This window comes from Cellulomonas sp. KU4C (genome assembly GCF_056868065.1).
On sequence record NZ_CP200322.1, the window covers coordinates 74,968 to 100,513 of the forward strand.

Below are 25,546 nucleotides of genomic sequence, written 5' to 3' on the forward strand. Positions count from 1 at the left end.
GCGGGGTGAAGCGTCGGCGTCAGTGGTTCCGGAGCGCGTCGATCAGGGCGGCCTTGCGCATCGTCGACCGGCCCGAGACTCCGATCTCGGCGGCCCGGCGGCGCAGGTCCGCGACGGTCCAGTCCTCGTACGACCCGGACTCCCCGCCCGCGCGCCCGACCGCCGACCGACCGCGCGCCGCCGCCGCGTTGGCGATCCGCGCGGACTTCTCCTTGCTGTTGCCCTCATCGCGGAGCTCCTCGTAGAGCTCCGCGTCCTTCACGCTGGGACCGGGGTCTCGCTGCGGCACGACGCCCTCCTCGTCTCGACACGCCCGTCCCCTCGAGGTTGCCCGCACCGCTCGGCCCGCGCACCCCGAACCACCGCCGGGGTGGATCCACCCGGGGCCGCCGTGGCACGAGGCTGCCGCCACGCTTCGGCGCGCCGCACCGGATGGATCCACCCCGGGAGGGGAACGGACGCGGTCAGGCCGCGCGGTCGCCGAGCCAGGGGGCCAGGGCGTCCGGTGCGCCGAGCCACGGGGCGAGGCCGCGGGCGTGCTCCTGGGGCGTGAGCAGCAGGTCCTCGAACGCCGCGAGCAGGTCGGTCCGGACGTCCTCGACCCCGGTGAGCACGAGCCGGGTGCCCGGCGTCCGCCGACCCCAGGTGCCGAGCGCGCCGACGCTGCAGCTGCCCGCCCGCGCCGTCCCAGACGCAGACCGAGTCCGGGCGGCTCGGCACCCAGAAGTGCCCCCGGCTGCGGTAGGCGCCCTGGCCGAGCCTGGCGACGTCCTCGACCAGCCGCTCGGGGTGCATCGGCCGGTCGGCGGCGAGCTCGAGGGTCCACACGCCGTTGCCGGTCGGGGCGCCGGGCACGGGGGCGACGTGCAGGGGGTCGAGCCGGCGGTCGCCCGCGCGGACGTCGTGCGCGGCGGCGAACAGCACGTCGGCGTCGGCGGCGTAGATGCCGTCGACGCGGGCGCCGTCGGCGGCACGGACGTGGTCGAGCAGGTCGGACGCGACCGGGTGCTCCGCGGGGTCGCCCGCGACCAGCACGACGTCGGCGTGCCCGACCTGGGCCGCGAGCGCCTCGCCGACCGCGCGACCGTCGTCCTGGGTGAGCGCGAGCCCTCGCTCGTCGAGCAGGTCGTCGCCGAGCAGGTCGTCGGCGAAGGTCGCGAGGTCCAGCGCGGCCACCACCCGGGAGAGCCGCAGGCTGCGCAACCCGCCGCCGCGCCGCGTGGCCCACCCGAGCGCGCGCGTGACCGGCAGCGACTCGGCCGACACCGGGAGCGCCAGGACCACGGCGTCCCACCGGGGGTCGCGGGCGAGCCGCTCGAGCGTCGGCACCGCGTCCTCGCGCACCGAGCAGCTGAGGCAGGCGTGCTCCAGCGGGACGAGCACGTCCTCGATGACGCCACCGGCGTCGGCGACGACGCGGCGGATCCCGCCGCCCTCGGGGCCGTCCACGATGTCGTGCCGCAGGACGACGGTCCGGGGCCGGTCCATCACGACGCCGAAGGCGACGGCGTCGCGCAGCAGGGGGTCGACGGTGGCGAGCACCACCAGGGGCTTGGGGTCACGGAGCACGCGCATGGCGGCACTCTAGCGCTTGTCGGGACTGATTCTCATTACGTATAGTCCTCGCATGTCCGCTCACTGCCAGGTCCTGGGCACCTCCCCCGGGTTCGGCCACTCCATCTCCCACTCCCACCGCCGGACCAAGCGCCGGTTCGACCCGAACATCCAGCACAAGCGCTACTGGGTGCCCTCGCTCGGCCGGCACGTCCGGCTGACCGTCAGCGCCCGCGGCATCAAGACGATCGACCGGCTCGGCATCGAGGTCGTCGTCGCCCGGATCCTCGCCCGCGGGGAGAAGGTCTGATGGCCCGCACCGCCGACCTGCGCCCGGTCATCAAGCTCCGCTCGACCGCCGGGACCGGATCCACCTACGTCACCCGCAAGAACCGCCGCAACGACCCCGAGCGCCTCGTGCTGAAGAAGTACGACCCGGTCGTCCGCCGGCACGTCGACTTCCGCGAGGAGCGCTGAGAGATGGCCAAGAAGAGCAAGATCGCCCGCAACGAGCAGCGCAAGGAGGTCGTCGCCCGGTACGCCGCACGCCGCCTCGAGCTCAAGGCCGCGTCCGTCGACCCGCACCGGAGCGAGGCGGAGCGCGTCGCCGCCCGCACCGCGCTGCAGGCCCTGCCCCGCGACGCCTCGCCCACCCGCGTGCGCAACCGCGACGTCGCCGACGGCCGACCCCGCGGCTACGTGGGGAAGTTCGGCCTGTCCCGCGTCCGGATGCGCGCGATGGCCCACCGCGGCGAGCTGCCCGGTGTCACGAAGTCGAGCTGGTGAGGAGCACCCCATGAAGCCCGGCATCCACCCCGAGTACCACCCCGTCGTGTTCCGCGACGCCTCCGCGGACTTCGCGTTCCTCACCCGCTCGACCGTGACGTCCGACGCGACCGTCGTCTGGACCGACGGGAACACCTACCCCGTCGTCGACGTCGAGGTCTCTTCGGCGAGCCACCCGTTCTACACGGGCCGGTCGCGCGTCCTGGACACCGCCGGCCGCGTCGAGAAGTTCCGCCGCCGCTACGGCCAGACCACCCCCGAGGAGCCCCGATGAAGGTCCGCGCGTCCCTGCGCTCGCTGAAGCAGAAGGAGGGCTCGATCGTAGTGCGCCGCCACGGGAAGACCTTCGTCATCAACAAGAAGAACCCGCGCTGGAAGGCGAGGCAGGGCTGATGGCCGTCCCGAAGCGGAAGCTCTCCCGCAGCAACACCCGGTCGCGCCGCAGCCGGTGGAAGGCGACGCCCGTCCCGCTGACCCCGGTCCGCACCCCCGACGGCCGCGTCGTCGAGGCCCCCCGCCGCCTGGCCCGCGCGATCGAGCGCGGCCTCGTCACCCCCACCTGACCCATCCCACCCACCCGCTCCCGCCGCGCCGCTGCCCGCGAGGGCGCAACCGACACCACGAGGGCGCAACCCACGGGTTGCGCCCTCGTGGTGTCTCCACCGCCCTCGGCGAACGGCGCCGCGCGGGTGGGTGGGTAGCGTGGCGCGGGTGACGGAGGAGCTGGCCGTGCCGGACCGCGTGGTCGACGTCGAGACGCCGCAGGGGCTCGCCCGCGGGCACCTGTTCCTGCCCGCCGGCGTCGCGCCCGGCCGCGACTCACCCCGCCACGACCCACCCTGCCCCGACTCGCCCGGCCCGGACGCCCGCGTCTCGGTCCCGGGCGCGCTGGTGCTCGGGCACGGCGCGGGGGGCGGCATCGGCGCCCCGGACCTCGTCGCGGTGACCGCCGCGGCGACGGAGCTGGGCCTGGCGGTCGTGCTGGTCGAGCAGCCCTACCGGGTCGCGGGGCGCCGCGTCGGGCCCCGCGGACCGGCGCTCGACTCCGCGTGGGCGGCGGTCGTGGCGCACCTGCGGGCGCACGTGCTCGACGGACCACTGGTCACCGGCGGCCGGTCGGCGGGCGCGCGGACCGCCTGCCGCACCGCGTCCGACACCGGAGCGGCGGGGGTGCTGTGCCTGGCGTTCCCGACGCGGCCGCCGGGCCGCCCGGACGCGCCGAGCCGGCTCCCCGAGCTCGACGCTGTCGACGTGCCGGTCCTGGTCGTCCAGGGCGACCGCGACCCCTACGGCACCCCGCCGCCGACCCCGGGCCGCACGGTGGTCACGGTCCCCGGCGACCACGCCCTGCGCCGCGACCTCGCCGCGGTGACGGCCGCCGTCCTCCCCTGGCTCCGCGCCACGCTCCCCCAGCCCTCACCCCCCGGCCGCTGAGGTCGAGGGTTTCGCCGCCCGGCGGCCTCGCAAACCCTCGACCTCGCGGCAAACCCTCGACCTCGTCGGCGGCGGGCGCGGGGACGGCGGCGAGGGCGGGTCAGCCGGCGAGGAACGTGCGGATCGCCTCGGTGACGAGCGCGTGGTCGTCGGCCTGGGGCAGGCCGGAGACGGTGACGACGCCGACGACCCCGACGCCGTCGACGTGCACCGGGAACGCCCCGCCGTGCGCGGCGTACTGCTGGAGCGGCAGGTCGTGCACCTCGGCGAACGTCGTGCCCTTCGCACGGGCGCGCAGCCCCTGCAGGAACGACGACGTCCCGAACCGCTCGACGACCCGGACCTTGCGCTCCACCCACGTGTCGTTGTCGGCGACGGTGCCCGGGCGCGCGGCGTGGAACAGCTGCTGCGTGCCGCGGCGGATGTCGACCGTCACGGGCAGGTCGCGCTCGACCGCGAGGCGCACCAGCAGGGTGCCGAGCTCCCAGGCGTCGTCGTGGGTGAACGTGGCGAACCGGAGCTCGCGCTCCTGCCGCTCCACCGCGGTGATCTGGGCCGTGAGGTCGAGGTCGTCGCTCATGCCTGAGCATCCTGCCACCGGCCCGGCCCGGCCCAGCCGTGCCACCGGCCCGGCCCGGCCCGGCTCAGCCGTGCCGGCGGGCCCGCACGACCGTGTCCCGGATGGTGATCTCGTTCCCGTCGGGGTCGGTCGCGGTGCGGGGCCGGGCCTCCGCGACCAGCACGTCCCAGCCGGCGGGGTCGAGGGCGGCGACGACGTCCGCCGGCTCGAAGAACAGGTCGGGCAGGTCCGGGCGTCCGATGGTCGTGGCGAGGTCGCTCGCGTGGTGGGCGACGACCAGCAGCGTCCCCCCGGGCGCGACCGCCGCGGCCATCCGCCGGAACCCGGCGGCACGCGCCGCGGGCGGCAGGTGCAGGAAGTGCGACGTCACCAGGTCGTAGCGCTCGGCGCCCGGGTCCCAGTCGCCGAGGTCCGCGCGCACGGTGCGCACCCGGGCGGCGACCTCGGGTCCGGCCTGGGTCGCCGCGTCCGCGAGCCGGTCCAGCGCCGTCTGCGCCAGGTCCACCCCGGTGACCGTCCACCCGCGGCCGGCCAGCCAGAGGGCGTCCCCGCCCTCGCCGCACGCGATGTCGACCGCGGTACCGGGCGGCAGGTCGGCGACCTCGTCGACCAGCTGGGGGTTCGGCCGGCCGCTCCAGATCTGCGGCCGCGCGCGGTAGCGCTCCTCCCAGAACTCCCGGTCGTGCCGCTCCTCGCCCACCGGCGGGTGCCCGTGCGGACCGTGCGCCAGCGTGTGGTCGGCGCCGTGCTCGTGCCGGGCAGCGGTCGCGACCAGCTCGGCGACCTCCCGCTCCGCCCGGGCGGAGAACGGCGCGGCCTCCTCGGCCCGACGGCGCGCGACCGCGGCGGCCAGGTCCTCCGCCGCGAGCTCGCCCACCAGAGCCGCCCCCGCGGCGAGCCCGGCGGCCGCGGCGACCTGCACCTGGGCCCGCAGGTCGGTCGCGTTGCCGGCCACCCGCACCCCGGGCACCTCCGTGACCCCGTCCGCGCCGGCGACCACCCGGTGCCCGACCACGTGCCCGGCCATCTCGACGGGCTCGACCGCCAGACCGAGCCCCCCCAGACCGTCCAGCCGCGCCTCGAGCCCGGTCGCGACCACGACCGCGGCGCACGGCAGCTCGACCCCCGACGCGAGCCGGACGCCCGTGACCGCGTCGTCGCGGACCAGCAGCCCGCCGACCCGCCCGTCGACGACCCGGACGTCCCGTGCCGCGAGCTGCTCCCACTCGTCGTCGGTCGGCTCGGGGGCGGTGTGCAGCAGCAGCGTCACGTCGTCGGTCCACCCGCGCCACATCAGCGCCTGGTGCACGGCGAGCGGCCCGGTGCCGAGCACGGCGACCGGCCGGTCCCGCACCTCCCAGCCGTGGCAGAACGGGCAGTGCAGCACGTCCCGGCCCCAGCGCTCGGCGACGCCCTCGACGTCGGGCCGCACGTCGACGAGGCCGGTGGCGACCAGCACCCGGCGGGCGTGCACGACGCGGCCGTCCGCGAGCGCCGCCCGGAACCCCTCGTCGGCGCGCCGGACGTCCGCGACCCGACCCTCGACGACCTCGGCGCCGTAGCCGGTGACCTCGGCGCGGCCGCGGGCGAGCAGCTCGGCGGGGGGCAGGCCGTCGAGGCCGAGGTACGCGTGCATGTGCGCCGCGGGGGCGTTGCGGGGCGCACCGTCGTGGACGACGAGCACCCGCTTGCGGGCCCGGGCGAGCGTGAGGGCGCCGCTGAGGCCCGCGGCCCCGCCGCCGATCACCAGCACGTCGTAGCGGTCCTGCGCGTCCATCGGGGCTCTCCTGTCGTCGGGGTGACACCACTTTCCGCCGTCGACCCCGGGTTGACAAACCTTGTTGCCGGACCGGCAAACTGGCCCGGTGACCGACCAGCCGGACCTCGACCCCGTGCTCGATGCCGTCGGCCCCCGGCTGCGCGACCTGCGCCAGCGCCGGGGGGCGACGCTCGCCGACCTGTCCCGCAGCACCGGCATCTCGGTGAGCACCCTGTCCCGGCTCGAGTCGGGCGGCCGCCGCCCCACGCTGGAGCTGCTGCTCCCCCTGGCCCGGGCCCACCAGGTCCCGCTGGACGAGCTGGTCGGCGCCCCGGAGACGGGCGACCCGCGCGTGCACCTGTCCTCGTTCGAGCGGCACGGCGTCACGTACGTCCCGCTGACCCGGCGCCCGGGCGGCCTCCAGGCGTACAAGCAGGTGTTCCCCGCGGGCTACCACGCGGGCCCGCCCGACCCCCGCACGCACGAGGGCTACGAGTGGATCTACGTGCTGTCCGGGCGCGTCCGGCTGCTGCTCGGGGAGCACGACGTCGTCCTCGAGGCCGGTGAGGTCGCGGAGTTCGACACCCGGGTGCCGCACTGGATCACCAACGCCGGGCCGGGTCCGGCGGAGGCGCTGAGCCTGTTCGGGCCCCAGGGCGAGCGGATGCACGTCCGCGCCCGGCCGACCCGCCGCGGCACCCCGGAGTAGCCCTCAGGCGACGGCGACGAGCGCGAGCACGGCCGCCCCGACCGCCAGGGGCGTCAGCCACAGCCCCTGCACGACGAACGCCCGCACCGGCACGTGCACCAGCGCCTGCCGGCACCGCTGCCACCACAGGACCGTCGCCAGGGACGCCCACGGCGTGAGCAGCGGCCCGACGCCCGTCCCGATCAGCACCGCCGCGAGCCGCAGCGGGTCGCCGCCCGCGACCGGCTCCAGCACCAGGTAAGCGGGCAGGTTGTTCACCACGTTCGCGGCACCCGCGGACAGCCCGGCGACCCCCAGCAGCGCGGCCGTCGACCCGCCGGCCGGCGCGACGTCGACCAGCCAGTCCCCCAGGCCGCGCACGTGCAGGGTCTCCACCCCGACGAACAGCGCGCCGACGATCAGCAGCATCCGCCACGGCACGAGGTCGCGCGCCCGCCCCGGCAGGGCCCGTCGGCGCACCCCGAAGGCCACGAGCAGCAGCACCGCGGCCGCGAGCGCCACCGCCCAGACCGGCAGCCCCACGACGAACCCGACCGCCATCACCGCGGTCACGGCCCCGGTCGCGAGCAGCAGCACCCGGTCCGGCGCGACGTACCGCGGGCCCGGCTCGAACCGCCCGCGCAGGGCCGCGCGGCCCCGCACACCCAGCACCAGCACCGTCGCCAGCACCGCCGCCAGCGCGGGCGCCCACATCAGGGCGACGTACCCGACGTCCTGCTCGCCGAACCGGTGGTCGGCCAGGAGGTTGGTCAGGTTGGACACCGGCAGCAGCAACGACGCGGTGTTCGCGAGGGCCACCACGGTCAGCACCAGCAGCAGCGGCGACGTCCCGGTGCGCCGGGCGAGCGCGATCGCGAGCGGGGTCAGCAGCACCGCGGTCGTGTCCAGCGAGAGGAGCACCGTCGAGGCGACCGCGATCAGCACCAGCAGCAGCCACAGCACCCAGCGGCGCCCGCCGGCGGCCCGGGCGGCGGCGTCGGTCGCCGCGTCGAACAGGCCCGCGGCGCCGCAGAGCTCGGCGACGACGGTCAGCGCGGCGACGAACAGCAGCACCGGCCCGACCCGCTCGGCCAGGGCCGCCGCGTCGTCGCCGGGCAGGGCCCCGGACAGCACCAGACCGGCGCCCGCCACGACGGCGACCGCCCACCACGGAACAGCACGTCGACGCCGGGACACGGCGGCACTCTAGGACCGCCGCGTCCCCGGCGCCCGGCAGGACCGCCCGGCAGTCAGTCCAGCATCCCCGCCGCCAGGGCGGGGGCGAGGACGGGCGTCAGCGGCAGCCGCGGGATCAGCGTCGCCTGCACCACGTGGTAGAGGTCGGCCTTGCCCTCCCAGACGGTCCGGGACACGGTGTTGTCCGTGCCGAGCTCGTGCCACCACGAGCCGCCGTCCCGGTCGACCAGGTGCTCCTGCGCGTAGTCCCACCAGGTCGCGTACCAGTCGTCGAACCGCTGGTCCCCGGTGGCGGCGTGCAGCGTCGCGGCCGCGGCGATCCCCTCGGCGGCGACCCAGTGCATCCGCTCGCGGACCACGGGCGCGCCGGACCAGTCGACGGTGTAGACGAACCCGGGTGCGCCGTCGACGTCCCAGCCCTCGCGCACGGCGGCGTCGAACAGCGCGACCGCGTCCTCGAGCATCCAGGCGGGCGCGACGTCCCCGGCGGCGGTCAGCGCGGCCCGGGCGTGCAGCGTCAGGCGCGCCCACTCCAACCAGTGGCCGATCGTCGCGCCGTAGGGACGGAACGGGTGCGCCGGGGTGTCGACGTTGTACTCCAGGTCCGCGACCCAGTCGGCGTCGAAGTGCTCGGGGATCCGCCAGGCGTTGTCCTTCGCGAAGCCGTCGACCACGCGCGTCAGCACGCGGACCGCCCGGTCGAGCCACACGCGCTCCCCGGTGACCCCGTGCGCCGCGAGGTACGCCTCGACCGTGTGCATGTTGGCGTTCACCCCGCGGTAGCCGTCGAGGTGCGTGAAGGTGCGGTCCCAGGACTCGACGGCCATGCCGGCCTCGTCGTCCCAGAAGCGCCGCTCGGAGACCTCGAGGGCCTCGCGGAGCAGCGCCTGCGCACCGGGCCGGCCCGCGGCCGCCGCCGACGAGGTCGCCAGCACCACGAACGCGTGCGGGTAGGCGGCCTTGTCGGCGTCGCGCGGGGTGCCGTCGGCGTTCACCTCGGCGAACCAGCCGCCGTGCTCGGCGTCCCGGAACAGCCCGTCGAGCGCGGCGAGCCCGTGGTCGACCAGGGCGGCGCTGCCCGGGCGGCCGAGCAGGTGCGCGAGCGCGTACACGTGCGTCATCCGGCAGGTGATCCACAGCTCGGCGGGACCCGGCAGCGGGCGGCCCACGTCGTCCAGCCGGAGGAACCCGCCGGTGGGCACCGCGGAGGCCCTCCCGAAGGCGAGCAGGCGGTCGGTCTCGGTCTCCAGCCAGCGGGCGTGCGCGGGCGTCGTCAGCCACGTCATGGGTGTCACCCTAGTCACACCCGACCCCCCTCCGGCACCCGTGAACGCCCTGGCCGGACGGGGTCTGCCGGGTTCGTCCGACTCGTCCAGCACCTTTGACACCGCCACCCGCGCGGCGGGAGGATCGACCACGGTCCGGTCGAACGACGCGGCTCTGCCCGGCCGGTGCACACCCCCGTCCCGACGGACCTCCCGCTGCCCCGTGCTCCACCCCCGCCCTCCGCGACGTGGTGCGCGACGACGGGCGCGATCCGGCCACCCCCGGGCGCGCCGGACTGGCGAGCCGGGCAGGAGCGACCAGACTGGGTGCGAAGGCGCTGGTCGCGGCACGGACCAGCCTGTCGTCCGCCGACCGCCTGCCCGCCCGAGCCCGACACCGACACGCACCTGGAGCAGCTCCCGTGGCACCCGCCCCCGACCGTCCCGCCGCGGTCCTCGACGGCCTCGACGCCGTCCTGTTCGACCTCGACGGCGTCCTCACGCCGACCGCCGTCGTCCACATGCACGCGTGGGCGCGCCTGTTCGCCCCGCTGCTCGACGCCCGCGGGGTCGAGCCGTACGCCGACGCCGACTACTTCGCGCACATCGACGGCAAGCCCCGGTACGACGGCGTGGCCTCGCTGCTCGCCTCCCGGGGGATCGAGCTGCCGTGGGGCGACCCCGCCGACTCCCCGGACACCGAGACCGTGTGCGGCCTCGGCAACCGGAAGAACGCCGTGTTCACCCAGGTGCTCGAGACCGAGGGCGTGACGCCCTACCCGGGGTCCGTGCGCCTGGTGGACGCGCTGATCGCCGCCGGCCGGAAGGTCGCCGTCGTGTCGAGCAGCCGCAACGCCGTCCCGGTGCTCGCGGCGGCCGGCCTGACCGACCGGTTCCCCGTGGTGGTCGACGGCCTCGTCGCCGCCGCGCGCGGGCTGCGGGGCAAGCCCGACCCCGCGACGTACCTCGACGCCGCCGCGCAGCTGGGCGTGCCCCGCGAGCGCGCGGTCGTCGTGGAGGACGCCGAGTCCGGCGTCGCCTCCGGCCGTGCCGGGGACTTCGGGCTCGTCGTCGGCGTGGACCGCGGTGCGGGCGCCGACGTGCTGATGGAGCAGGGGGCCGACCTGGTGGTGGAGGACCTCGCCGAGCTCCTCGCCGCCCCCGACGACGCGGAGAGCACCCTGCCGTGAACGCGACCTCCCTGTTCACCCCCGACCCCCTCGACCGGCACCGCTGGGGCCGCGACCCGTGGGCCCTGCGCGAGACGCAGCACGACGCGTCCGACCTGGGTCGCACCGAGACGCTGTTCGCCGTCGGCAACGGCTACCTCGGCATGCGCGGCAACGTCGAGGAGGGTCGCGACAGCCACAGCCACGGGACCTTCATCAACGGGTTCCACGAGACCTGGCCGATCCGGCACGCCGAGGAGGCGTACGGCTTCGCCCGCGTCGGGCAGACCATCGTCAACGTCCCGGACGCGAAGATCCTGCGGCTGTACGTCGACGACGAGCCGCTGCTGCTCACCGTCGCCGACCTGCACGAGTACGAGCGCAGCCTCGACTTCCGCGACGGCGTGCTCAAGCGCGACCTGGTGTGGCAGACCCCGTCCGGCAAGAAGGTCCGGGTCCGGTCGCGCCGCATGGTGTCGTTCGCGGAGCGGCACCTGGCGGTCATGACCTACGAGGTCACGATGCTCGACGCCGACGCGCCGGTCGTGGTCAGCAGCCAGATCCTCAACCGCCAGGACGGCCAGGACGAGTACCACGTGCGCTCGGCCGCGATGGGCGAGGGCTTCGACCCCCGCAAGTCGGAGACGCTGACCGACCGCGTGCTGGAGCCCCGCAGCCACTGGGGCGCCGACGGCCGGTACGTGCTGTCGTACCGGGCCGCGGACTCGGGCATGACGCTGTCCGTCGCCGCGGACCACGCGATCGAGACCGAGAACTCCTACGAGGAGCTCTCGGCCGTCGAGCCGGACCTCGCCAAGCACGTGTACCGGGTGGACGCCAAGCGCGGCCGGCCGGTGCTCATCACCAAGGTCGTCACCTACCACTCGTCGCGGGGCGTGCCGGCGCGCGAGCTCGCGGACCGCTGCCGCCGGACCCTGGACCGGGTGCAGGCGACGGGCGTCGAGCAGCAGCTCACCGAGCAGCGCGCGTGGCTCGACGACTTCTGGGCCCGCAGCGACGTCGAGGTGCACGGCCAGCCCGAGCTGCAGCAGGCCGTCCGGTGGAACCTGTTCCAGATCGCGCAGGCCACGGCCCGCGCCGAGGGCAACGGCATCGCCGCGAAGGGCCTGACCGGTTCCGGGTACAGCGGGCACTACTTCTGGGACACCGAGATCTACGTCCTGCCGTTCCTGACCTACACGTCGCCGCGGGTCGCCCGGAACGCCCTGCGGTTCCGGTACACGATGCTCGACCACGCCCGCGCGCGGGCCGCCGAGCTCAACCAGCACGGCGCCCTGTTCCCGTGGCGGACCATCAACGGCGAGGAGGCCTCGGCCTACTACGCCGCCGGCACCGCGCAGTACCACATCGACGCGGACATCGCCCACGCCGTGCGGCAGTACGTGGCGGCGACCGGGGACGACGGGTTCCTCGCCCGCGAGGCCGTCGACATCCTGGTGGAGACGGCGCGCATGTGGGCGGACCTGGGGTTCTGGCGCGGGACGAACGGCGACTCGTCGTTCCACATCCACGGCGTCACCGGGCCCGACGAGTACACGACCGTCGTGAACGACAACCTGTTCACCAACGTCATGGCCCGCGCGAACCTGCGCGGCGCCGTCGAGGCCGTCGACCGCCTCGCCCGCGAGCGCCCCGCCGACCACGCCGCGCTGCTGGCCCGGCTGCACCTCACGCAGACCGAGCTCGACGAGTGGGCGCACGCCGCCGAGCGGATGCACATCCCGTTCGACGAGCGGCTCGGCATCCACCCGCAGGACGCGCAGTTCCTCGAGAAGGAGCTGTGGGACCTGGCGAACACCGACCCGAGCAAGCGCCCGCTGCTGCTCTACTACCACCCGCTGGTGATCTACCGGTTCCAGGTGCTCAAGCAGGCCGACGTGGTGCTCGCGCTGTTCCTGCAGGGCGACCAGTTCACGCCGGAGGAGAAGCTCGCGGACTTCGACTACTACGACCCGCTGACCACCGGGGACTCCACCCTGTCGGCCGTCGTGCAGTCGATCGTCGCGTCCGAGGTCGGGTACCAGGAGCTCGCGCTGCGGTACTTCACGTCCGCGCTGTACGTGGACCTGGCGGACCTGCACCACAACACCGCGGACGGCGTGCACGTCGCGTCGGCGGGCGGCGTGTGGAGCGCGCTGGCCTGCGGGTTCGGCGGCATGCGCGACCACGAGGGCGTCGTGTCCCTCGACCCGCGGCTGCCGGAGGTCTGGGACGGGCTGACGTTCCGCCTCACCCTGCGGGGCACCCGCGTCCGGGTGGACGTGCGGCACACCGAGCTGCGGCTCACGGTCGAGGAGGGCGACTCCGCCCGGCTGGTCGTGCGCGGCGAGCCGGTGACGGTCACCGCCGGCGAGCCCGTCGTCGTGGCCCTGGCGCCCGCGCCGCGGCTGATCGGCACCCCGACGGTCCGCGACATCGAGGGCACCCGGCGCGCCGACGGCACGCTGATGACCGCGACCGTGCCGGACCACCCCACGGTGCTGACGCCCCCGCCGGGCGCGCACGACTGACCCCGCCGGACCGACCCGTTCGGACCGCACGACCGAGGCCCGCCACCCCGTCCGGGGTGGCGGGCCTCGGTCGTGCGGGACCTCAGGTGACCTGGACCAGGTACCGCAGCGAGATCGTGCCGGGCAGGTCGGCCGGGGGCGCGTCGGGGTCGTCCGGGCGCTCGCCCGCGGTGCCGGGACTCGCGTCGGGCACGGCTCCGGCGGCCCGGACCGCGCGCCGGTGCCGGGTGGGCGCCGGCCGGTCGGCGACGAACGCGGCGAGCGCGGGCTCGACCCCCCGGCGCAGCAGCGCCACGTTGCTGTCCGGCCGCAGGTCGACCGCCAGGATCCCGTCCTCACCGAGGCCCCAGACCAGCAGGGTGCGGTCGGCGGTCTCGAGGAGCAGCCGCGCCCGGCCGTCGGGCGCGACGCCGTCCGCGCGACGCAGCATCTGCGCGAGCCCGGGCAGCAGGTCGGCGACCGGGGCGGGGAGCCGCGCGCCTGCCGTCGCGTGCCCGTCCGCCGGGACCCAGGCGACGCGCGCGTCCAGCGGCAGCACGCCGTCCAGCGCGCGGAGCAGGCCGTCGACGCCGGACACGGCCCGGGTCACAGCTCGACGTCGGCCGCCGCGGCGCGCAGCCGGTGCCGGGCGAGCGCGAGGTTGCCCCGCTCCCGGTCGAGCACGAGGTAGGAGAACAGCCCGGCGAAGCGGGGGTCGCGGCTCATCACGACGAGGTGCAGCTGGCCGGACAGGGTGATGAGGATGTCGTCCACGAGCTGCTCACCCCCGAGCTGGTCGATCGCGCGCATCTGGGCCCGGACGACCTCGGTCGCGACCGCGGCGGCGAGCTCGATGTCGAACGGCACGGCATTCACGGTGGTGAGCGTCATGCCGCTGGTGTGGTCGACGACGGCGAAGGCGACGGCGCCGTCCAGGGACATGAGGCTCTGCGCGGACTCCTGCAGGCTGGGCACGGGTTCCTCCTGGTCACGGGCGGGGACCCGAGCACCCTAGCGGCATTCCGGGGCATTCCCGCAATGCGCCGGATGACCATGTTCACCAATGCCGCAAAAGCCACGGACGTGCCATTTCATCTCACAAGCGGACGATCCGGCACGCCGGCCGTCGGGCGTCGGGCGACCGGTCGCGCGACCCCGCGGGCCCGACCGCACCCCGGGACCTACGTCCGCAGGACTCCGGTCCCAGACTTTGTGAAAAGTTTCTCGATACGGTCTTCTCGTGAGGTCGACGGAGCCCTCCACCCCACCCCATCGGAACCCTCGGGAGAGCCCCCGTGAGCACCACGAGCACCGACACCGGCACAGCCGCCGCCATCGACCAGCTGGTCGCCGGCGCCACCAAGGCGCTGGCGGAGTACGCGCACTTCACCCAGGAGGACGTCGACCGCCTGGTCAAGAAGGCCGCCGTCGCCGCCCTGGACCAGCACGGCCACCTGGCCGAGCTCGCCGTCGAGGAGACCGGTCGCGGTGTCTTCGAGGACAAGGCCGTCAAGAACATCTTCGCCTGCGAGCACGTCACCAACTCGATGGCCGCCCTCAAGACGGTCGGCGTCATCAGCCGCGACGAGATCAACGGCATCACCGAGATCGCCGAGCCCGTCGGCGTCATCTGCGCGATGACCCCGGTGACCAACCCGACGTCCACCGCGATCTTCAAGTCGCTCATCGCGCTGAAGACCCGCAACCCGATCATCTTCGCGTTCCACCCGAACGCGCAGCAGTCGTCCGTCGCCGCCGCCCGCGTCGTGCGCGACGCCGCGGTCGCCGCCGGCGCCCCCGAGCACTGCATCCAGTGGGTCGAGACCCCGTCGATGGAGGCCACCGGCCTCCTCATGAACCACCCCGGCGTCTCCACCATCCTCGCGACCGGCGGCAACGCGATGGTCCGCGCGGCCTACTCCTGCGGCAAGCCCGCCCTCGGCGTCGGCGCCGGCAACGTCCCCGCCTACATCGAGAAGTCGGCCAAGCTCAAGCGCGCGGTCAACGACGTGGTGCTGTCCAAGTCGTTCGACAACGGCATGATCTGCGCCTCCGAGCAGGCCGTCATCATCGACGACGTCATCTACGACACCGCGCTCGACGAGTTCGCGGTCCTGCACGCGTACCGCGCGTCCAAGAAGGAGAAGGCGCTCCTCGAGAAGTTCATCTTCGGCGTCGAGGCCAAGGGCAAGAACTGCGCCGACGCCAAGCTGAACCCCACCGTCGTCGGCAAGTCGCCGCAGTGGATCGCCGAGCAGGCCGGCTTCACCGTCCCCGCCGACACCTCGATCATCCTGGCCGAGGTCTCCGGCGTCGGCCCCGCCGAGCCGCTCACCCGCGAGAAGCTCTGCCCGGTCCTCGCGGTGCTGCGCGCCACGTCCACCGAGCACGGCATCCAGCTCGCCGAGCAGATGGTGGAGTTCGACGGCCTCGGCCACTCCGCCGCCATCCACACCCAGGACGACGCGCTGACCGAGGAGTACGGCAACCGCGTCAAGGCCATCCGCGTCATCGCGAACGCCCCGTCCTCGCTCGGCGGCATCGGCGACATCTACAACGCCTTCATCCCGTCCCTCACCCTCGGCTGCGGCTCCTACGGCCACAACTCGGTGTCGAACAACGTGTCGGCGATCAACCTCGTCAACATCAAGCGCGTGGGCCGGAGGAACAACAACTTGCAGTGGTTCAAGGTCCCGGCCAAGACGTACTTCGAGCCGAACGCCATCCGCTACCTGTCCGACATGGCCGACGTCGAGCGCGTCACCATCGTCACCGACGCCACGATGACCACGCTGGGCTTCGTCGACAAGATCATCGACGTGCTCGGCCGGCGCACCAACAAGGTCGCGCTGCAGATCATCGACCAGGTCGAGCCCGAGCCCTCCGTGAAGACCGTCCAGGCCGGTGCCGCGCAGATGCGCCACTTCCGTCCCGACACGATCATCGCGCTCGGCGGCGGCTCGCCGATGGACGCCGCCAAGGTCATGTGGCTGCTGTACGAGCACCCCGAGATCGTGTTCTCGGACCTCAAGCAGAAGTTCTTCGACGTCCGCAAGCGCGCCTTCAAGTTCCCGACGCTGGGCGAGCTCGCCAAGCTCGTCTGCATCCCGACCACCTCGGGCACCGGCGCCGAGGTCACGCCGTTCGCGGTCATCTCCGACCCCGACGCCGGCAAGAAGTACCCGCTGGCCGACTACGCCCTGACGCCGACCGTCGCGATCATCGACCCGGTGCTCACCGCGAAGATGCCCCGCTCGCTCGCCGCCGACTCGGGCTTCGACGCCCTGACCCACGCCACCGAGGCGTTCGTCGCGGTCTACGCGAACGACTTCACCGACGGCATGGCGCTCCAGGCGATCCGCCTGATCTTCGACAACCTGGCGCAGTCGGTGAACGGCGACCCGGCCGACCCGGCCACCAAGGACGCCCGCGAGAAGATGCACAACGCGGGCACCATCGCCGGCATGGCGTTCGGGAACGCGTTCCTGGGCATCGTGCACGCGATGGCGCACGTCATCGGCTCGACGTTCCACCTGGTCCACGGCCGGACGAACGCCACGCTGCTGCCGCACGTCATCCGGTACAACGGCAAGATCCCGACCAAGCTCACCAGCTGGCCGAAGTACGAGCACTACGTCGCCCCGGAGCGGTTCCAGCAGATCGCCCAGATGCTGGGCCTGCCGGCCGAGACCCCGGAGCAGGGCGTCGAGTCCTACGCCCTGGCCATCGAGGCGCTGCGCGCGAAGGTCGGCATCCCGTCGTCCTTCCAGGCGCAGGGCGTCGACGAGCAGGACTTCCTGTCCCGGCTCGACGAGGTCGCGATGGGCGCGTACGAGGACCAGTGCGCTCCCGCGAACCCCCGCATGCCGATGCGTGCGGACATGAAGGACATCATGACTGCGGCCTACTACGGCACCTCCGTCACCGAGGTCCGGGGCCGCCGCGAGCAGCAGGGCGCGGTCGCCGCGCCCGCCGGGGCGGGGGCCCCGGCCGAGGACGGCGCCACCAGCGCCTCCTGACCCCCTGAGGGTCGCTGCTCGCCGAGCGCCCCGCCCGCGGACCACCGCGGGCGGGGCGCTCTTCTGCGTGCTCCCAGGTGCACCTGCCACACTGACCGTCCCCGACGAGGAGGCCTGGAGATGACCACCCGCCGCACCGCCCTGCCGACCCGCGCCCCGCACGCCCGGACGTCGCCGTCCCGCCGCGCCCGCGCCGCCCTGGCCGTCCCCGCGCTGCTCGCCGCCACCGCCCTCCTCGGCGCGTGTGCCGAGGTCCAGGAGGCGACGTCCCAGGCGCAGTCCGCCGTCGACTCGGCCCGCGACGCCGCCGACCGGCTGGGCGAGCTCGCCGACTCCGCCCGCGCGAGCGTCGAGAGCGCCCGCGCCACCGTCGACGACGTCTCCGCCCGCCTCGGCGAGCTGGACGCCACCGCCCGCACGGCGACCCAGGGCGCCCTCGACCAGGCGAGCACCGCGATGACCGACGCCACCGCGGCCCTCGAGCAGGCCCGCACCGAGGGCGGCGCCGCCACCCAGGAGCAGCTCGACGCCGCCCGCAGCTCGCTCGACTCCGCGCGCGCGGCCCTCGACCAGGCGTCCGGGCAGGTCGACGCGACCACCGCCGAGGGGCTCGACCGCCTCGCGCAGCAGGTCCAGGAGCTGTCCGACCAGGTGCAGCAGGCCGAGCAGGGCTGACCGGGGCCGCGCACCGACCAGGCGGGCGAGTCGGGCGCGGGCGAGTCAGGCGCGGTCGCCCGGCGCAGACGTCACCCGCAGGAGCGACCCCGGCAGGGTTCAAGCCGCGCGACGTGCTGCCGATCACACAAGCATGACCACGCAGCACCCGCGCACCCGCACCCGGCACCACGTGCCGTGGTGGATCGCGTGCGCGTGGGGCTCGCTGGTGCTCCTGGTCCTCGGCGGCCTCGCCGCGGCCTCCGGCGCCCTCTGACCCACCCCTCCCCGCGCGCCGCACCCACCGCGCCGCGCACCCACCGCGCGCACCCACCCCGCCCTCTCCCCCGCCCCCCGACGAGTGGTCACGACACGCGAGCCCGGGACTTCGCGCTCCAGCGTGTCGTGACCTCTCGTCGGACGGGACCGGGCGGGGTGCGGGGCGGGGTGCGGGGGGCGGAGCGGGTGGGTGGGTAGGCTCCTCGGGTCTCCTGGAGAACGGACCGCGATGAGCAGCACCAGCCCCCACGCCCCCGCCCCGGCCGCGCCCGCGGGGCGGTGGCGGGACGCCGCCCGGGCCACCGGGCTGCTCGGCGCGGACGGCGTGCCGCGGCCGACGATCTTCGCCGAGATGTCCGCGCTCGCCGCGCACACCGGGGCCGTGAACCTCGGCCAGGGCTTCCCCGACGTCGACGGCCCGGAGTCCGTCAAGCGCGTGGCCGCCGAGGCGATCGCCGCGGGCGTCAACCAGTACCCGCCGGGGCCGGGGGCGCCGGAGCTGCGTGCCGCCGTGGCCGCCCACCAGCTGCGGCACTACGGCCTCGCCGTCGACCCGGGCACGGAGGTGCTGGTCACCACCGGGGCGACGGAGGCCGTCGCCGCCGCGCTCCTGGCACTGACCGAGCCGGGCGACGAGGTGCTGACCCTGGAGCCGTTCTACGACTCGTACGCCGCCGTGATCGCGCTGGCCGGCGCGCGGCACACCACCGCGCCGCTGGTCGCCACCGCAGGCGGGTTCCGGCTGGACACCGACGCGCTGCGGGCCGCCGTCACCGACCGCACCCGCGTGATCCTGCTGAACACCCCGCACAACCCGACCGGCGCGGTGCTGACCCGCGAGGAGCTGGCGGCCGTGGCCGAGGTCGCCGAGCGGCACGACGTGCTGGTGGTCACCGACGAGGTCTACGAGCACCTCACCTACGACGGCGCCGAGCACGTGCCGTTCGCGACGCTGCCGGGCGCCGCCGGGCGCACGCTGACGATCTCGTCCGCGGGCAAGACGTTCTCGTTCACCGGCTGGAAGATCGGCTGGGTGACGGGGCCCGCGCCGCTGGTCGACGCCGTGCGCGCGGTCAAGCAGTTCCTGACCTACACCTCGGGCGCCCCCTTCCAGCCGGCCGTCGCGCACGCGCTGGACCTGGAGACCACCGACGGTCCCGACGCGGGCTACGTGCGCGGGCTGCGCGACTCGCTCGCACGGCGGCGCGACCTGCTGAGCGCGGGACTGTCCGCGGCGGGGTTCACCGTGGTGCGGCCGCAGGGCACGTACTTCGTCGTGGCGGACGCCGCGGCGCTGCTGTCCGGGCCGCTCGCCGGGCACGGGCTGCGGGACGCCGCGGACCTCTGCCGGGCGCTGCCCGGGCTCGCGGGCGTGGTCGGCGTGCCGGTCGGGGCGTTCACGCACCCCGGCTCCGCCGCCGACGCGGCCCTGCGCACCGCGGTGCGGTTCACCTACGTCAAGCAGGAGCCGGTGCTGCGCGCGGCCGTGGACCGGCTGGCGGCGCTCACCGTCTGACCGCAGGCCCGCCCGCCCGCGCCGGTCAACGCCGGTGGGCACCGGTCAGCGCCGGGTGTGCTCCGCCTGGGTCCAGCCGCCGCGGCGGTACGCGGGGGTCGCCAGCGCCAGCACCAGCAGCGCACCGGCGGCCGCGCCGGCCATCACGGTCGACATCGCCACCGCGTCCTCGCCGAGCACCCCGACCAGCGGGCTGACCACGCCCGCGACGCCGGCCTGCAGCGACCCGATGAACGCCGCCGCGGTGCCCGCGCGCTCGCCGTGCCGGGACAGGGCGATCGCCGAGGCGTTCGGCGGCGTGAAGCTGACCAGCGACATGATGAGGAACAGCGCGACCAGCAGCGCCGGCAGCCCGCCCGCGCCGGTCACCGCGAGCACCAGCAGCAGGACGGTGCACGCGAACGACACGGGCAGGGCGGTGCGGATGATCTGGATGGGCGCGAACTTCCGCACCAGGGCGGCGTTGACCTGCGCGCCCCCGACCAGCCCGATGCCGTTCACCGCGAACACCAGCGCGAACTGGTTGGCACTCAGCCCGAACCCCTCGCGCAGCACGAACGGCGACCCGACGACGTAGCTCATCAGCACCGCCTGGCCGAGGCCGGGCAGCACCGCCAGCGCCACGAAGTGCCGGTCCCGCAGCAGCACCCGGTACCCGCGCCACGCGCCGCCGGTCGAGGCGATCCGCCGGCTCGCGGGCAGCGTCTCGGGCAGCCGGAAGAACACGACCACCCAGAGCGCCGCGCCGTACAGCGCCAGGGCGACGAACACCCCGCGCCAGCCGAACTCGCCCGCGATCAGCCCGCCGACGCTCGGGGCGAACAGCGGCGCGACGCCGATGACCAGCATCAGCCGGGACAGCAGCCGGGACGCGTCGGGGCCGACGAACCGGTCCCGGATCACCGCCATCGCGATCACCGACGCGGACGCGTTGAAGAACCCCTGCAGGGTGCGCAGCGCGATCAGCGGGACGATCGCCGGGGCGATCGCGCACAGCAGCGAGGTCACGACGTGCAGGGCGACGCCCACGAGCACGGGCTTGCGCCGGCCGAACCGGTCCGACAGCGGCCCGATCACGAGCTGCCCGACGGCGCCGCCGATCAGCATGGCGGTCATCGTGAGCTGCGCGGCCGCAGGACTCGTGTCGAGCTCGCGCGCGACGTCGGGCAGCGACGGCAGGTAGATGTCGGTGGTCACCGCGGGCAGCGCGGTCATCACGCCGAGCAGCAGGACGTACTTCGCGTTCGGGCGGAAGACCGGCTCGGTGGTGCTGGGGGTACCCGGGGTGGGCGGCTCGCCGGTGCTCATGTTGTCCGATGTTCCCACGCGACCCGCGCAGCCAGCGAATCGATTCGACCCCGCCCCCGCCCCGCTCCCGCCCCGCCCCGCCCCCGCTCCCGCCCCCGCGCCGAGGGCGCACGAGACACCACGAGGGCGTACGCCACGCACTACGCCCTCGTGGTGTCTCGTGCGCCCTCGCGGAACGCGCGGAACGCGCGGGGGTGGGAGGTGGGGGTGAGGTGGGAGGTAGGGGGGGTGGGTCAGGTGGTGCGGAGGCGGACCGGGGCCAGGATGCCGATGCCCTCGAGCTCGCGGGCCGGGAGCGGCTCGAGGAGCAGCCCGGGGGTGTCGACGAGCAGCCGGGCGGTCGCGGGGTCGGTCAGGACCGTGCTCGGGTCCGCGACGTCGGTGAGCCGCGCGGCGACGTTCACCGACGGCCCGAACACGTCGCCGAACCGGGACAGCACCCGGCCCCAGACCACCCCGACCCGGACCGGCGTGACGCCGCGAGCGCCCTCGGCGATCCCGCCCGCGCCCTTCTCCCGCTCCACGTCGAGGTCACCGCCGAGCACCCGCGCGAGCTCCAGGGCCACCCGGGCGCCGGTCCGCACGTCGTCGGCGACGAAGAGGACCGCGTCGCCGATCGTCTTCACCACCCGGCCGCCGCCCTGGGTGACGACGTCGCGCGCGGCCGTCTCGAACCGCTGCACGAAGTCCGACAGGTCCGTCGAGCCGAGGCCCGCGGTGCGGCGGGTGAACGACACCATGTCCGCGAACCCGACGGCGCGCGCGAGCGGCAGCGCGGCCGGGTCCCCGCCGACGTCCTGCCCGGCGGCGAACTCGACCGAGTACCGCGACGCGATCGCGGCCAGGTGCCGGCGGTAGGCGTGCAGCAGCTGGGCCTCGAGCACAGGGGCGAGGCCGGGGAGCTCGTCCAGCACCGCGCGGCGGGCGGCCGGGTCGTCGAGGTGGTGCCGGGTGGCCATGTCCTCCACGAGGGCCTCGACCTGCCACAGGGCGAGGCGGTCGCTGGTGTGCCCGAGCGCGCGGGTCAGCGAGATCATCGTGCGGCTGCCCAGGTGGTCCTCGTGCAGCAGCCCGGCGACGCGCTCGACGGCCTCGGCGTCCCGGCAGGTGAACGCGACGTCGTCGGCGTCCGGGTGCGGCAGCCCGAGCGTCCGCCAGTACAGCCGGACGAGCTCCAGGTCGAGCCCGGCGCGGTCGGCGAGGTCGCGCAGCGACAGGGTGCGGGGACCGCCGAGCAGCAGCGCGTCCAGCGCCTGCGCCCCGTCGTGCTGCTCGTCCTGCACCGCGTCCGTCACGCCTGCGACCCTAGTTCACCGACGGGCCGCACGTGACGCACATCACCGGCCAGCAGCACGTGCGCGACCCCCGCGGCGTCGCGCACCACGAGCGCGCCGTCGGCCGCGATCCGCTCGGCCGTCCCCCGCAGCTCGGCGCCGTCGGGCAGCGTCGCGCGGACGACCTCGCCCAGCGTCAGGCAGACCGCCGCGACCTCGGCGTCGAGCCCCGCGAGCGCCGCGTCACCGGCCGCCGCGCGCCACCGGTCCACCAGGTCCGTGAGCTCGCGCACGACCGCGACCAGCACGGTCGTCCGGTCCGCGTGCGGGGCGCCGGCCGCGCGCAGCGACGTGGCGCTCGGGACCGGCAGCTCCTCCGGCGCCTGGCCGACGTTGACGCCGATGCCGAGCACGACGGCGGCTCCCGCCGTACCCGCCCCGACCCCGGGCGCGACCTCCGCCAGCACGCCGACCGCCTTGCGGTACCGGCCCCACCCGGGCAGGTCGGCGCCGTCGGCCGCCGGGACCAGCACGTCGTTCGGCCACTTCACCCCGGCCGCCAGGCCCGTGGTCGACCGGAGGGCGCGGGCGACCGCGAGCCCCGCGAGCAGCGGCAGCCAGCCCCAGTGCGTCGGAGGCACGCCGGGGCGCAGCGCCAGCGAGAACGTCAGCGCCGAGCCGGGCGGCGTCGTCCAGGTGTGGCCCGCGCGGCCGCGCCCGGCGTCCTGGTGCTCGGCGGCGAGCAGACCCCCGTCGGCCCACGCGGGGTCGGCGGCGAGCAGCGCGAGCAGGTCGGTGCTGGTCGAGCCCGCCCGCGGCACCACGGCGCACCGCGCGAGGGGGCCGGCGGGTGCGAGCAGGGCCGAGCGCACCTCGTCGGCGCGCAGCGGGGCCCGGGGGTCGTGCGTCGTGTCGTCCACGGGCCCATCCTCCCCGGACGCCGCGCGCGGGCGGTTGTGGCATCCGCACGACGCGGCGCGCCGAGGTCCGTGCCCGTCGACCAGGGCCGTCAGGGGGCCGGGAGCACTAGCCTTCACCGGGTGACTGATGACTCGACCACGACGCCCGCGGCGCCCGGGCTCCCCGCCGGCACCGCCGCCAAGGTCGCCGACCTCGCCGACCGGTACCGCCGCGCGGTGACCGAGCCCGAGCTCGCCGCGCAGGACAAGCAGCACGCCCGCGGCAAGCGCACCGCCCGCGAGCGCATCGAGGCGCTCCTCGACCCGGGCTCGTTCACCGAGCTCGACGCGTTCGTCCGGCACCGCTCGCAGAACTTCGGCCTGGACCGCAAGCGGGTGCCCGGCGACGGCGTCGTGGTCGGCCACGGCACGGTCGACGGCCGGCCGGTCGCCGTCTACTCCCAGGACTTCACGGTGTTCGGCGGCAGCCTGGGCGAGGTGCACGGCCAGAAGATCACCAAGGTGATGGACCTCGCGCTGCGCACCGGGATGCCCCTGGTCGGGATCAGCGACGGCGGCGGCGCGCGGATCCAGGAGGGCGTCGCCGGGCTCACGCAGTTCGCGGAGATCTTCCGCCGGAACGTCGCGGCCTCGGGCGTCATCCCGCAGATCAGCCTGATCCTCGGCCCGTCGGCCGGCGGCGCGGTGTACTCCCCCGCGCTGACCGACTTCATCGTCATGGCCGACGGCACCTCCAACATGTTCATCACCGGCCCGGACGTGATCCGCGCGGTGACCGGCGAGGACGTCGGCTTCGAGGAGCTCGGCGGCGCGACGACGCACAACACCCGCTCGGGAGTCGCGCACTACCTGGCCTCCGACGAGGACGACGCGCTGGACTACGTGCGTCAGCTGCTGTCCTACCTGCCGCAGAACAACCTCACCGACCCGCCGGCGTACCCGCACGAGGCGGAGCTCGACGTCACCGACGAGGACCTCGAGCTCGACACGCTCGTCCCGGACTCCGACAACCAGCCGTACGACATGCGCACCGTCGTGGAGCACGTGCTCGACGACGGCGAGCTGCTCGAGGTGCAGCCGCTGTTCGCGCGCAACGTCCTGGTCGGGTTCGGCCGCGTCGAGGGACGGCCGGTCGGCGTCGTCGCGAACCAGCCGCTGACGATGGCCGGCACGCTGGACATCGACGCCGCCGAGAAGGCCGCGCGGTTCGTGCGGACCTGCGACGCGTTCGGGCTGCCGGTGCTGACGTTCGTGGACGTGCCCGGGTTCCTGCCCGGCACCGACCAGGAGTGGAACGGCATCATCCGCCGCGGCGCGAAGCTCATCTACGCGTACGCGGAGGCGACCGTCCCGCTCGTCACCGTCATCACCCGCAAGGCGTACGGTGGCGCGTACATCGTCATGGGGTCCAAGCAGCTGGGTGCCGACGTGAACCTCGCGTGGCCGACCGCCCAGATCGCGGTCATGGGCGCCGGGGGCGCGGTGAACATCCTGCAGCGCGGGGCCCTCAAGCAGGTCGCCGACGCGGGCGGGGACGTCGACGCCGAGCGCGCCCGCCTGACCAGCGAGTACGAGGAGGCCATCGTGAACCCCTGGGACGCCGCCGACCGCGGCTACGTGGACGCGGTCATCGCGCCCGCGCAGACCCGGTCGCAGATCGTGCGGGCGCTGCGCGTGCTGCGCACCAAGCGCGCCGCGCTGCCGCCCAAGAAGCACGGGAACATCCCGCTGTGACCGGCGACCCGACCGTGCCCGGCGACGGCCACGACCACGACGCGCACGACGGCCACGGGCACGACGGACACGACCACGGCGACGGCGCCCACGGCCCCGACCCGCTGCCCGACGTCGACACGTCCGCGATGCACGCGACCGTGGACGCGCTCGCCGCGGCGCTGCACGACTACGTCGACACCGCCGCGGGCGTCCGGGCGGAGTTCGGTGCCTCCGAGGCCGACGAGGACCCTCGCGTGCTGGCCCTGGAGACCCGCGTCTCCGGCCTGAACGCGCGCCTGTACGACCTGCTGCACGCGCACCTCGGGATGCACTCCGAGCTCACCGGCATGACCTGGGAGGACGAGCCGCGCCCCGCGACGGAGCCGCTCGCCGACGAGGACACCGACGAGTTCCACCTGGGATTCGTCGTGAGCGTCCCCGGGGACCCGAGCGACCAGACCATCGACGCCGTGCTGGGCATCGTCGACAACGGCGGCGCCGAGATCGTCGAGCGGCTGCTGAGCAGCGGGTTCACCGTCGAGGGCTGGGGCGCGTCCCGCGGCGGCCCGGTCTCGTTCGACGACGACGACGCCGACGACGGCACCGACGAGGAGCAGGCGTGACCGGGCGCGACGGGTCCGCGGTGCCCGTCGCCGCCCCGCACGTCCAGGTGGTGCGGGGCACGCCCGACGACGTGGAGCTCGCCGCGCTCGTGGCGGGGCTGGTCGCCGCGTCCGGCCCCGCGGACGACGACGCCGCGGACGACGCGGAGCCGCGCGCGGCGTGGTCCGACCGCGCCCGCACCGTCCCCGGCGCGGGCGCCACCTGGCGTCCCGGGCCCGACGCGTGGCGCAGCAGCCTGCGCGGCTGACCGGGCGTGCCCGGGGGCGCCGGGCCGCCGGGGGCCTTGGGTAAGGT

General features: G+C 75.2%; 28 protein-coding genes. 17 read left to right on the top strand and 11 right to left on the bottom strand.

Annotation, left to right across the window (positions count from 1 at the left end; all coding sequences use genetic code 11):
- Positions 1 to 19 precede the first annotated feature (19 nt).
- On the bottom strand, positions 20 to 289 hold the full coding sequence (locus AC1VL8_RS00355; protein WP_483073697.1) for a DUF7218 family protein: 270 nt from the start codon (positions 287 to 289) through the stop codon (positions 20 to 22).
- Positions 259 to 1,575, bottom strand: coding sequence for a GTP-binding protein (locus AC1VL8_RS00360; protein ID WP_483073698.1), 1,317 nt, complete (start codon positions 1,573 to 1,575; stop codon positions 259 to 261). Before AC1VL8_RS00360 ends, AC1VL8_RS00355 begins: the two co-directional genes overlap by 31 nt.
- A gap of 52 nt (positions 1,576 to 1,627) precedes the next feature.
- Here AC1VL8_RS00360 and rpmB point away from each other — a divergent pair, with 52 nt between their 5' ends.
- The 7 genes from rpmB (at position 1,628) to AC1VL8_RS00395 (ending at position 3,774) form a co-directional block, all read left to right on the top strand.
- Complete coding sequence (rpmB, locus tag AC1VL8_RS00365; RefSeq protein WP_389230750.1) at positions 1,628 to 1,864, top strand: 50S ribosomal protein L28; 237 nt, start codon at positions 1,628 to 1,630, stop codon at positions 1,862 to 1,864.
- Positions 1,864 to 2,031 carry a 50S ribosomal protein L33 gene (gene rpmG / locus AC1VL8_RS00370; RefSeq protein ID WP_389230753.1) on the top strand — a complete coding sequence of 56 codons (168 nt, stop codon included), beginning with the start codon at positions 1,864 to 1,866 and terminating at the stop codon, positions 2,029 to 2,031. The genes rpmB and rpmG overlap by 1 nt, the downstream gene beginning before the upstream one ends.
- A 3-nt stretch (positions 2,032 to 2,034) precedes the next feature.
- Positions 2,035 to 2,340, top strand: coding sequence for a 30S ribosomal protein S14 (rpsN, locus tag AC1VL8_RS00375; protein ID WP_483073699.1), 306 nt, complete (start codon positions 2,035 to 2,037; stop codon positions 2,338 to 2,340).
- A gap of 10 nt (positions 2,341 to 2,350) precedes the next feature.
- Complete coding sequence (locus AC1VL8_RS00380; RefSeq protein ID WP_483073700.1) at positions 2,351 to 2,614, top strand: type B 50S ribosomal protein L31; 264 nt, start codon at positions 2,351 to 2,353, stop codon at positions 2,612 to 2,614.
- Complete coding sequence (gene ykgO, locus AC1VL8_RS00385) at positions 2,611 to 2,733, top strand: type B 50S ribosomal protein L36 (protein ID WP_389230762.1); 123 nt, start codon at positions 2,611 to 2,613, stop codon at positions 2,731 to 2,733. The genes AC1VL8_RS00380 and ykgO overlap by 4 nt, the downstream gene beginning before the upstream one ends.
- Complete coding sequence (gene rpmF / locus AC1VL8_RS00390) at positions 2,733 to 2,903, top strand: 50S ribosomal protein L32 (protein WP_483073701.1); 171 nt, start codon at positions 2,733 to 2,735, stop codon at positions 2,901 to 2,903. The genes ykgO and rpmF overlap by 1 nt, the downstream gene beginning before the upstream one ends.
- Before the next feature lie 148 nt (positions 2,904 to 3,051).
- Positions 3,052 to 3,774: an alpha/beta hydrolase family protein gene (locus AC1VL8_RS00395; RefSeq protein WP_483073702.1), complete on the top strand. Its 723-nt coding sequence runs from the start codon at positions 3,052 to 3,054 to the stop codon at positions 3,772 to 3,774.
- Between the two features lie 100 nt (positions 3,775 to 3,874).
- Here AC1VL8_RS00395 and AC1VL8_RS00400 read toward each other — a convergent pair whose 3' ends face one another.
- Positions 3,875 to 4,354, bottom strand: a complete 480-nt coding sequence (locus tag AC1VL8_RS00400; protein ID WP_389230771.1) for a heme-degrading domain-containing protein — start codon at positions 4,352 to 4,354, stop codon at positions 3,875 to 3,877.
- A 64-nt stretch (positions 4,355 to 4,418) separates the two neighbouring features.
- Positions 4,419 to 6,131, bottom strand: a complete 1,713-nt coding sequence (locus AC1VL8_RS00405) for an FAD-dependent oxidoreductase (protein ID WP_483073703.1) — start codon at positions 6,129 to 6,131, stop codon at positions 4,419 to 4,421.
- A gap of 88 nt (positions 6,132 to 6,219) precedes the next feature.
- Between AC1VL8_RS00405 and AC1VL8_RS00410 the strand changes: the two genes are divergently transcribed.
- Positions 6,220 to 6,822: a helix-turn-helix domain-containing protein gene (locus AC1VL8_RS00410; protein ID WP_389230777.1), complete on the top strand. Its 603-nt coding sequence runs from the start codon at positions 6,220 to 6,222 to the stop codon at positions 6,820 to 6,822.
- A 3-nt stretch (positions 6,823 to 6,825) separates the two neighbouring features.
- Here the strand turns inward: AC1VL8_RS00410 and AC1VL8_RS00415 are convergent, their stop codons facing one another.
- Both AC1VL8_RS00415 and AC1VL8_RS00420 read right to left on the bottom strand, forming a co-directional pair.
- The gene (locus AC1VL8_RS00415; RefSeq protein ID WP_483073704.1) at positions 6,826 to 7,998 is read right to left on the bottom strand and encodes an SLC13 family permease; all 1,173 of its coding nucleotides are present in this window, start codon (positions 7,996 to 7,998) and stop codon (positions 6,826 to 6,828) included.
- A 53-nt stretch (positions 7,999 to 8,051) separates the two neighbouring features.
- Complete coding sequence (locus AC1VL8_RS00420; protein WP_483073705.1) at positions 8,052 to 9,284, bottom strand: AGE family epimerase/isomerase; 1,233 nt, start codon at positions 9,282 to 9,284, stop codon at positions 8,052 to 8,054.
- A 401-nt stretch (positions 9,285 to 9,685) separates the two neighbouring features.
- Here AC1VL8_RS00420 and AC1VL8_RS00425 point away from each other — a divergent pair, with 401 nt between their 5' ends.
- Both AC1VL8_RS00425 and AC1VL8_RS00430 read left to right on the top strand, forming a co-directional pair.
- On the top strand, positions 9,686 to 10,453 hold the full coding sequence (locus AC1VL8_RS00425; RefSeq protein WP_483073706.1) for an HAD family hydrolase: 768 nt from the start codon (positions 9,686 to 9,688) through the stop codon (positions 10,451 to 10,453).
- Positions 10,450 to 12,963: a glycoside hydrolase family 65 protein gene (locus tag AC1VL8_RS00430; RefSeq protein WP_389230789.1), complete on the top strand. Its 2,514-nt coding sequence runs from the start codon at positions 10,450 to 10,452 to the stop codon at positions 12,961 to 12,963. The genes AC1VL8_RS00425 and AC1VL8_RS00430 overlap by 4 nt, the downstream gene beginning before the upstream one ends.
- A gap of 82 nt (positions 12,964 to 13,045) precedes the next feature.
- On the opposite strand, the gene AC1VL8_RS00435 is transcribed toward AC1VL8_RS00430, so the two are convergent.
- Both AC1VL8_RS00435 and AC1VL8_RS00440 read right to left on the bottom strand, forming a co-directional pair.
- Complete coding sequence (locus AC1VL8_RS00435; protein ID WP_389230792.1) at positions 13,046 to 13,552, bottom strand: hypothetical protein; 507 nt, start codon at positions 13,550 to 13,552, stop codon at positions 13,046 to 13,048.
- Entirely contained in the window at positions 13,549 to 13,917 is a 369-nt protein-coding gene (locus tag AC1VL8_RS00440; protein ID WP_389230795.1) for a hypothetical protein, read from the bottom strand. Before AC1VL8_RS00440 ends, AC1VL8_RS00435 begins: the two co-directional genes overlap by 4 nt.
- 320 nt (positions 13,918 to 14,237) lie before the next feature.
- On the opposite strand from AC1VL8_RS00440, the gene adhE reads away from it, so the two are divergent.
- From adhE to AC1VL8_RS00460, 4 genes are all read left to right on the top strand, one after another.
- Positions 14,238 to 16,961 (top strand): bifunctional acetaldehyde-CoA/alcohol dehydrogenase, encoded by a 2,724-nt coding sequence (gene adhE, locus AC1VL8_RS00445; protein WP_389230798.1) that lies wholly within the window; start codon positions 14,238 to 14,240, stop codon positions 16,959 to 16,961.
- A gap of 120 nt (positions 16,962 to 17,081) precedes the next feature.
- Positions 17,082 to 17,636, top strand: coding sequence for a hypothetical protein (locus AC1VL8_RS00450; protein WP_483073707.1), 555 nt, complete (start codon positions 17,082 to 17,084; stop codon positions 17,634 to 17,636).
- 133 nt (positions 17,637 to 17,769) lie between these two features.
- The gene (locus tag AC1VL8_RS00455) at positions 17,770 to 17,892 is read left to right on the top strand and encodes a molybdopterin oxidoreductase (protein ID WP_483073708.1); all 123 of its coding nucleotides are present in this window, start codon (positions 17,770 to 17,772) and stop codon (positions 17,890 to 17,892) included.
- Positions 17,893 to 18,123: 231 nt separating this feature from the next.
- Positions 18,124 to 19,410, top strand: a complete 1,287-nt coding sequence (locus AC1VL8_RS00460) for a pyridoxal phosphate-dependent aminotransferase (protein WP_483073709.1) — start codon at positions 18,124 to 18,126, stop codon at positions 19,408 to 19,410.
- A gap of 45 nt (positions 19,411 to 19,455) precedes the next feature.
- Here AC1VL8_RS00460 and AC1VL8_RS00465 read toward each other — a convergent pair whose 3' ends face one another.
- The 3 genes from AC1VL8_RS00465 to AC1VL8_RS00475 form a co-directional block, all read right to left on the bottom strand.
- A complete protein-coding gene (locus tag AC1VL8_RS00465) occupies positions 19,456 to 20,718 on the bottom strand; it encodes a multidrug effflux MFS transporter (RefSeq protein WP_483073710.1) in 1,263 nt (420 codons plus the stop codon).
- A 233-nt stretch (positions 20,719 to 20,951) separates the two neighbouring features.
- On the bottom strand, positions 20,952 to 22,013 hold the full coding sequence (locus AC1VL8_RS00470; RefSeq protein WP_483073711.1) for an adenylate/guanylate cyclase domain-containing protein: 1,062 nt from the start codon (positions 22,011 to 22,013) through the stop codon (positions 20,952 to 20,954).
- Positions 22,010 to 22,912: a biotin--[acetyl-CoA-carboxylase] ligase gene (locus tag AC1VL8_RS00475; RefSeq protein WP_483073712.1), complete on the bottom strand. Its 903-nt coding sequence runs from the start codon at positions 22,910 to 22,912 to the stop codon at positions 22,010 to 22,012. Before AC1VL8_RS00475 ends, AC1VL8_RS00470 begins: the two co-directional genes overlap by 4 nt.
- 120 nt (positions 22,913 to 23,032) lie before the next feature.
- Here AC1VL8_RS00475 and AC1VL8_RS00480 point away from each other — a divergent pair, with 120 nt between their 5' ends.
- Genes AC1VL8_RS00480 through AC1VL8_RS00490 form a run of 3 tightly spaced genes read left to right on the top strand, consistent with a single transcriptional unit; the run spans position 23,033 to position 25,499 of the window.
- The gene (locus AC1VL8_RS00480; protein WP_389230819.1) at positions 23,033 to 24,646 is read left to right on the top strand and encodes an acyl-CoA carboxylase subunit beta; all 1,614 of its coding nucleotides are present in this window, start codon (positions 23,033 to 23,035) and stop codon (positions 24,644 to 24,646) included.
- Entirely contained in the window at positions 24,643 to 25,251 is a 609-nt protein-coding gene (locus AC1VL8_RS00485) for a hypothetical protein (protein ID WP_389230823.1), read from the top strand. The genes AC1VL8_RS00480 and AC1VL8_RS00485 overlap by 4 nt, the downstream gene beginning before the upstream one ends.
- Positions 25,248 to 25,499 (top strand): acyl-CoA carboxylase epsilon subunit, encoded by a 252-nt coding sequence (locus tag AC1VL8_RS00490; RefSeq protein ID WP_389230826.1) that lies wholly within the window; start codon positions 25,248 to 25,250, stop codon positions 25,497 to 25,499. The genes AC1VL8_RS00485 and AC1VL8_RS00490 overlap by 4 nt, the downstream gene beginning before the upstream one ends.
- Positions 25,500 to 25,546: the final 47 nt, after the last annotated feature.

Bases quoted from the DNA above. Each gene is read 5' to 3' on its own strand.
- AC1VL8_RS00360 (WP_483073698.1), bottom strand. From the start codon at position 1,575: ATGCGCGTGCTCCGTGACCCCAAGCCCCTGGTGGTGCTCGCCACCGTC.
- rpmB (WP_389230750.1), top strand. From the start codon at position 1,628: ATGTCCGCTCACTGCCAGGTCCTGGGCACCTCCCCCGGGTTCGGCCAC.
- rpmG (WP_389230753.1), top strand. From the start codon at position 1,864: ATGGCCCGCACCGCCGACCTGCGCCCGGTCATCAAGCTCCGCTCGACC.
- rpsN (WP_483073699.1), top strand. From the start codon at position 2,035: ATGGCCAAGAAGAGCAAGATCGCCCGCAACGAGCAGCGCAAGGAGGTC.
- AC1VL8_RS00380 (WP_483073700.1), top strand. From the start codon at position 2,351: ATGAAGCCCGGCATCCACCCCGAGTACCACCCCGTCGTGTTCCGCGAC.
- ykgO (WP_389230762.1), top strand. From the start codon at position 2,611: ATGAAGGTCCGCGCGTCCCTGCGCTCGCTGAAGCAGAAGGAGGGCTCG.
- rpmF (WP_483073701.1), top strand. From the start codon at position 2,733: ATGGCCGTCCCGAAGCGGAAGCTCTCCCGCAGCAACACCCGGTCGCGC.
- AC1VL8_RS00400 (WP_389230771.1), bottom strand. From the start codon at position 4,354: ATGAGCGACGACCTCGACCTCACGGCCCAGATCACCGCGGTGGAGCGG.
- AC1VL8_RS00405 (WP_483073703.1), bottom strand. From the start codon at position 6,131: ATGGACGCGCAGGACCGCTACGACGTGCTGGTGATCGGCGGCGGGGCC.
- AC1VL8_RS00420 (WP_483073705.1), bottom strand. From the start codon at position 9,284: ATGACGTGGCTGACGACGCCCGCGCACGCCCGCTGGCTGGAGACCGAG.
- AC1VL8_RS00450 (WP_483073707.1), top strand. From the start codon at position 17,082: ATGACCACCCGCCGCACCGCCCTGCCGACCCGCGCCCCGCACGCCCGG.
- AC1VL8_RS00455 (WP_483073708.1), top strand. From the start codon at position 17,770: ATGACCACGCAGCACCCGCGCACCCGCACCCGGCACCACGTGCCGTGG.
- AC1VL8_RS00460 (WP_483073709.1), top strand. From the start codon at position 18,124: ATGAGCAGCACCAGCCCCCACGCCCCCGCCCCGGCCGCGCCCGCGGGG.
- AC1VL8_RS00465 (WP_483073710.1), bottom strand. From the start codon at position 20,718: ATGAGCACCGGCGAGCCGCCCACCCCGGGTACCCCCAGCACCACCGAG.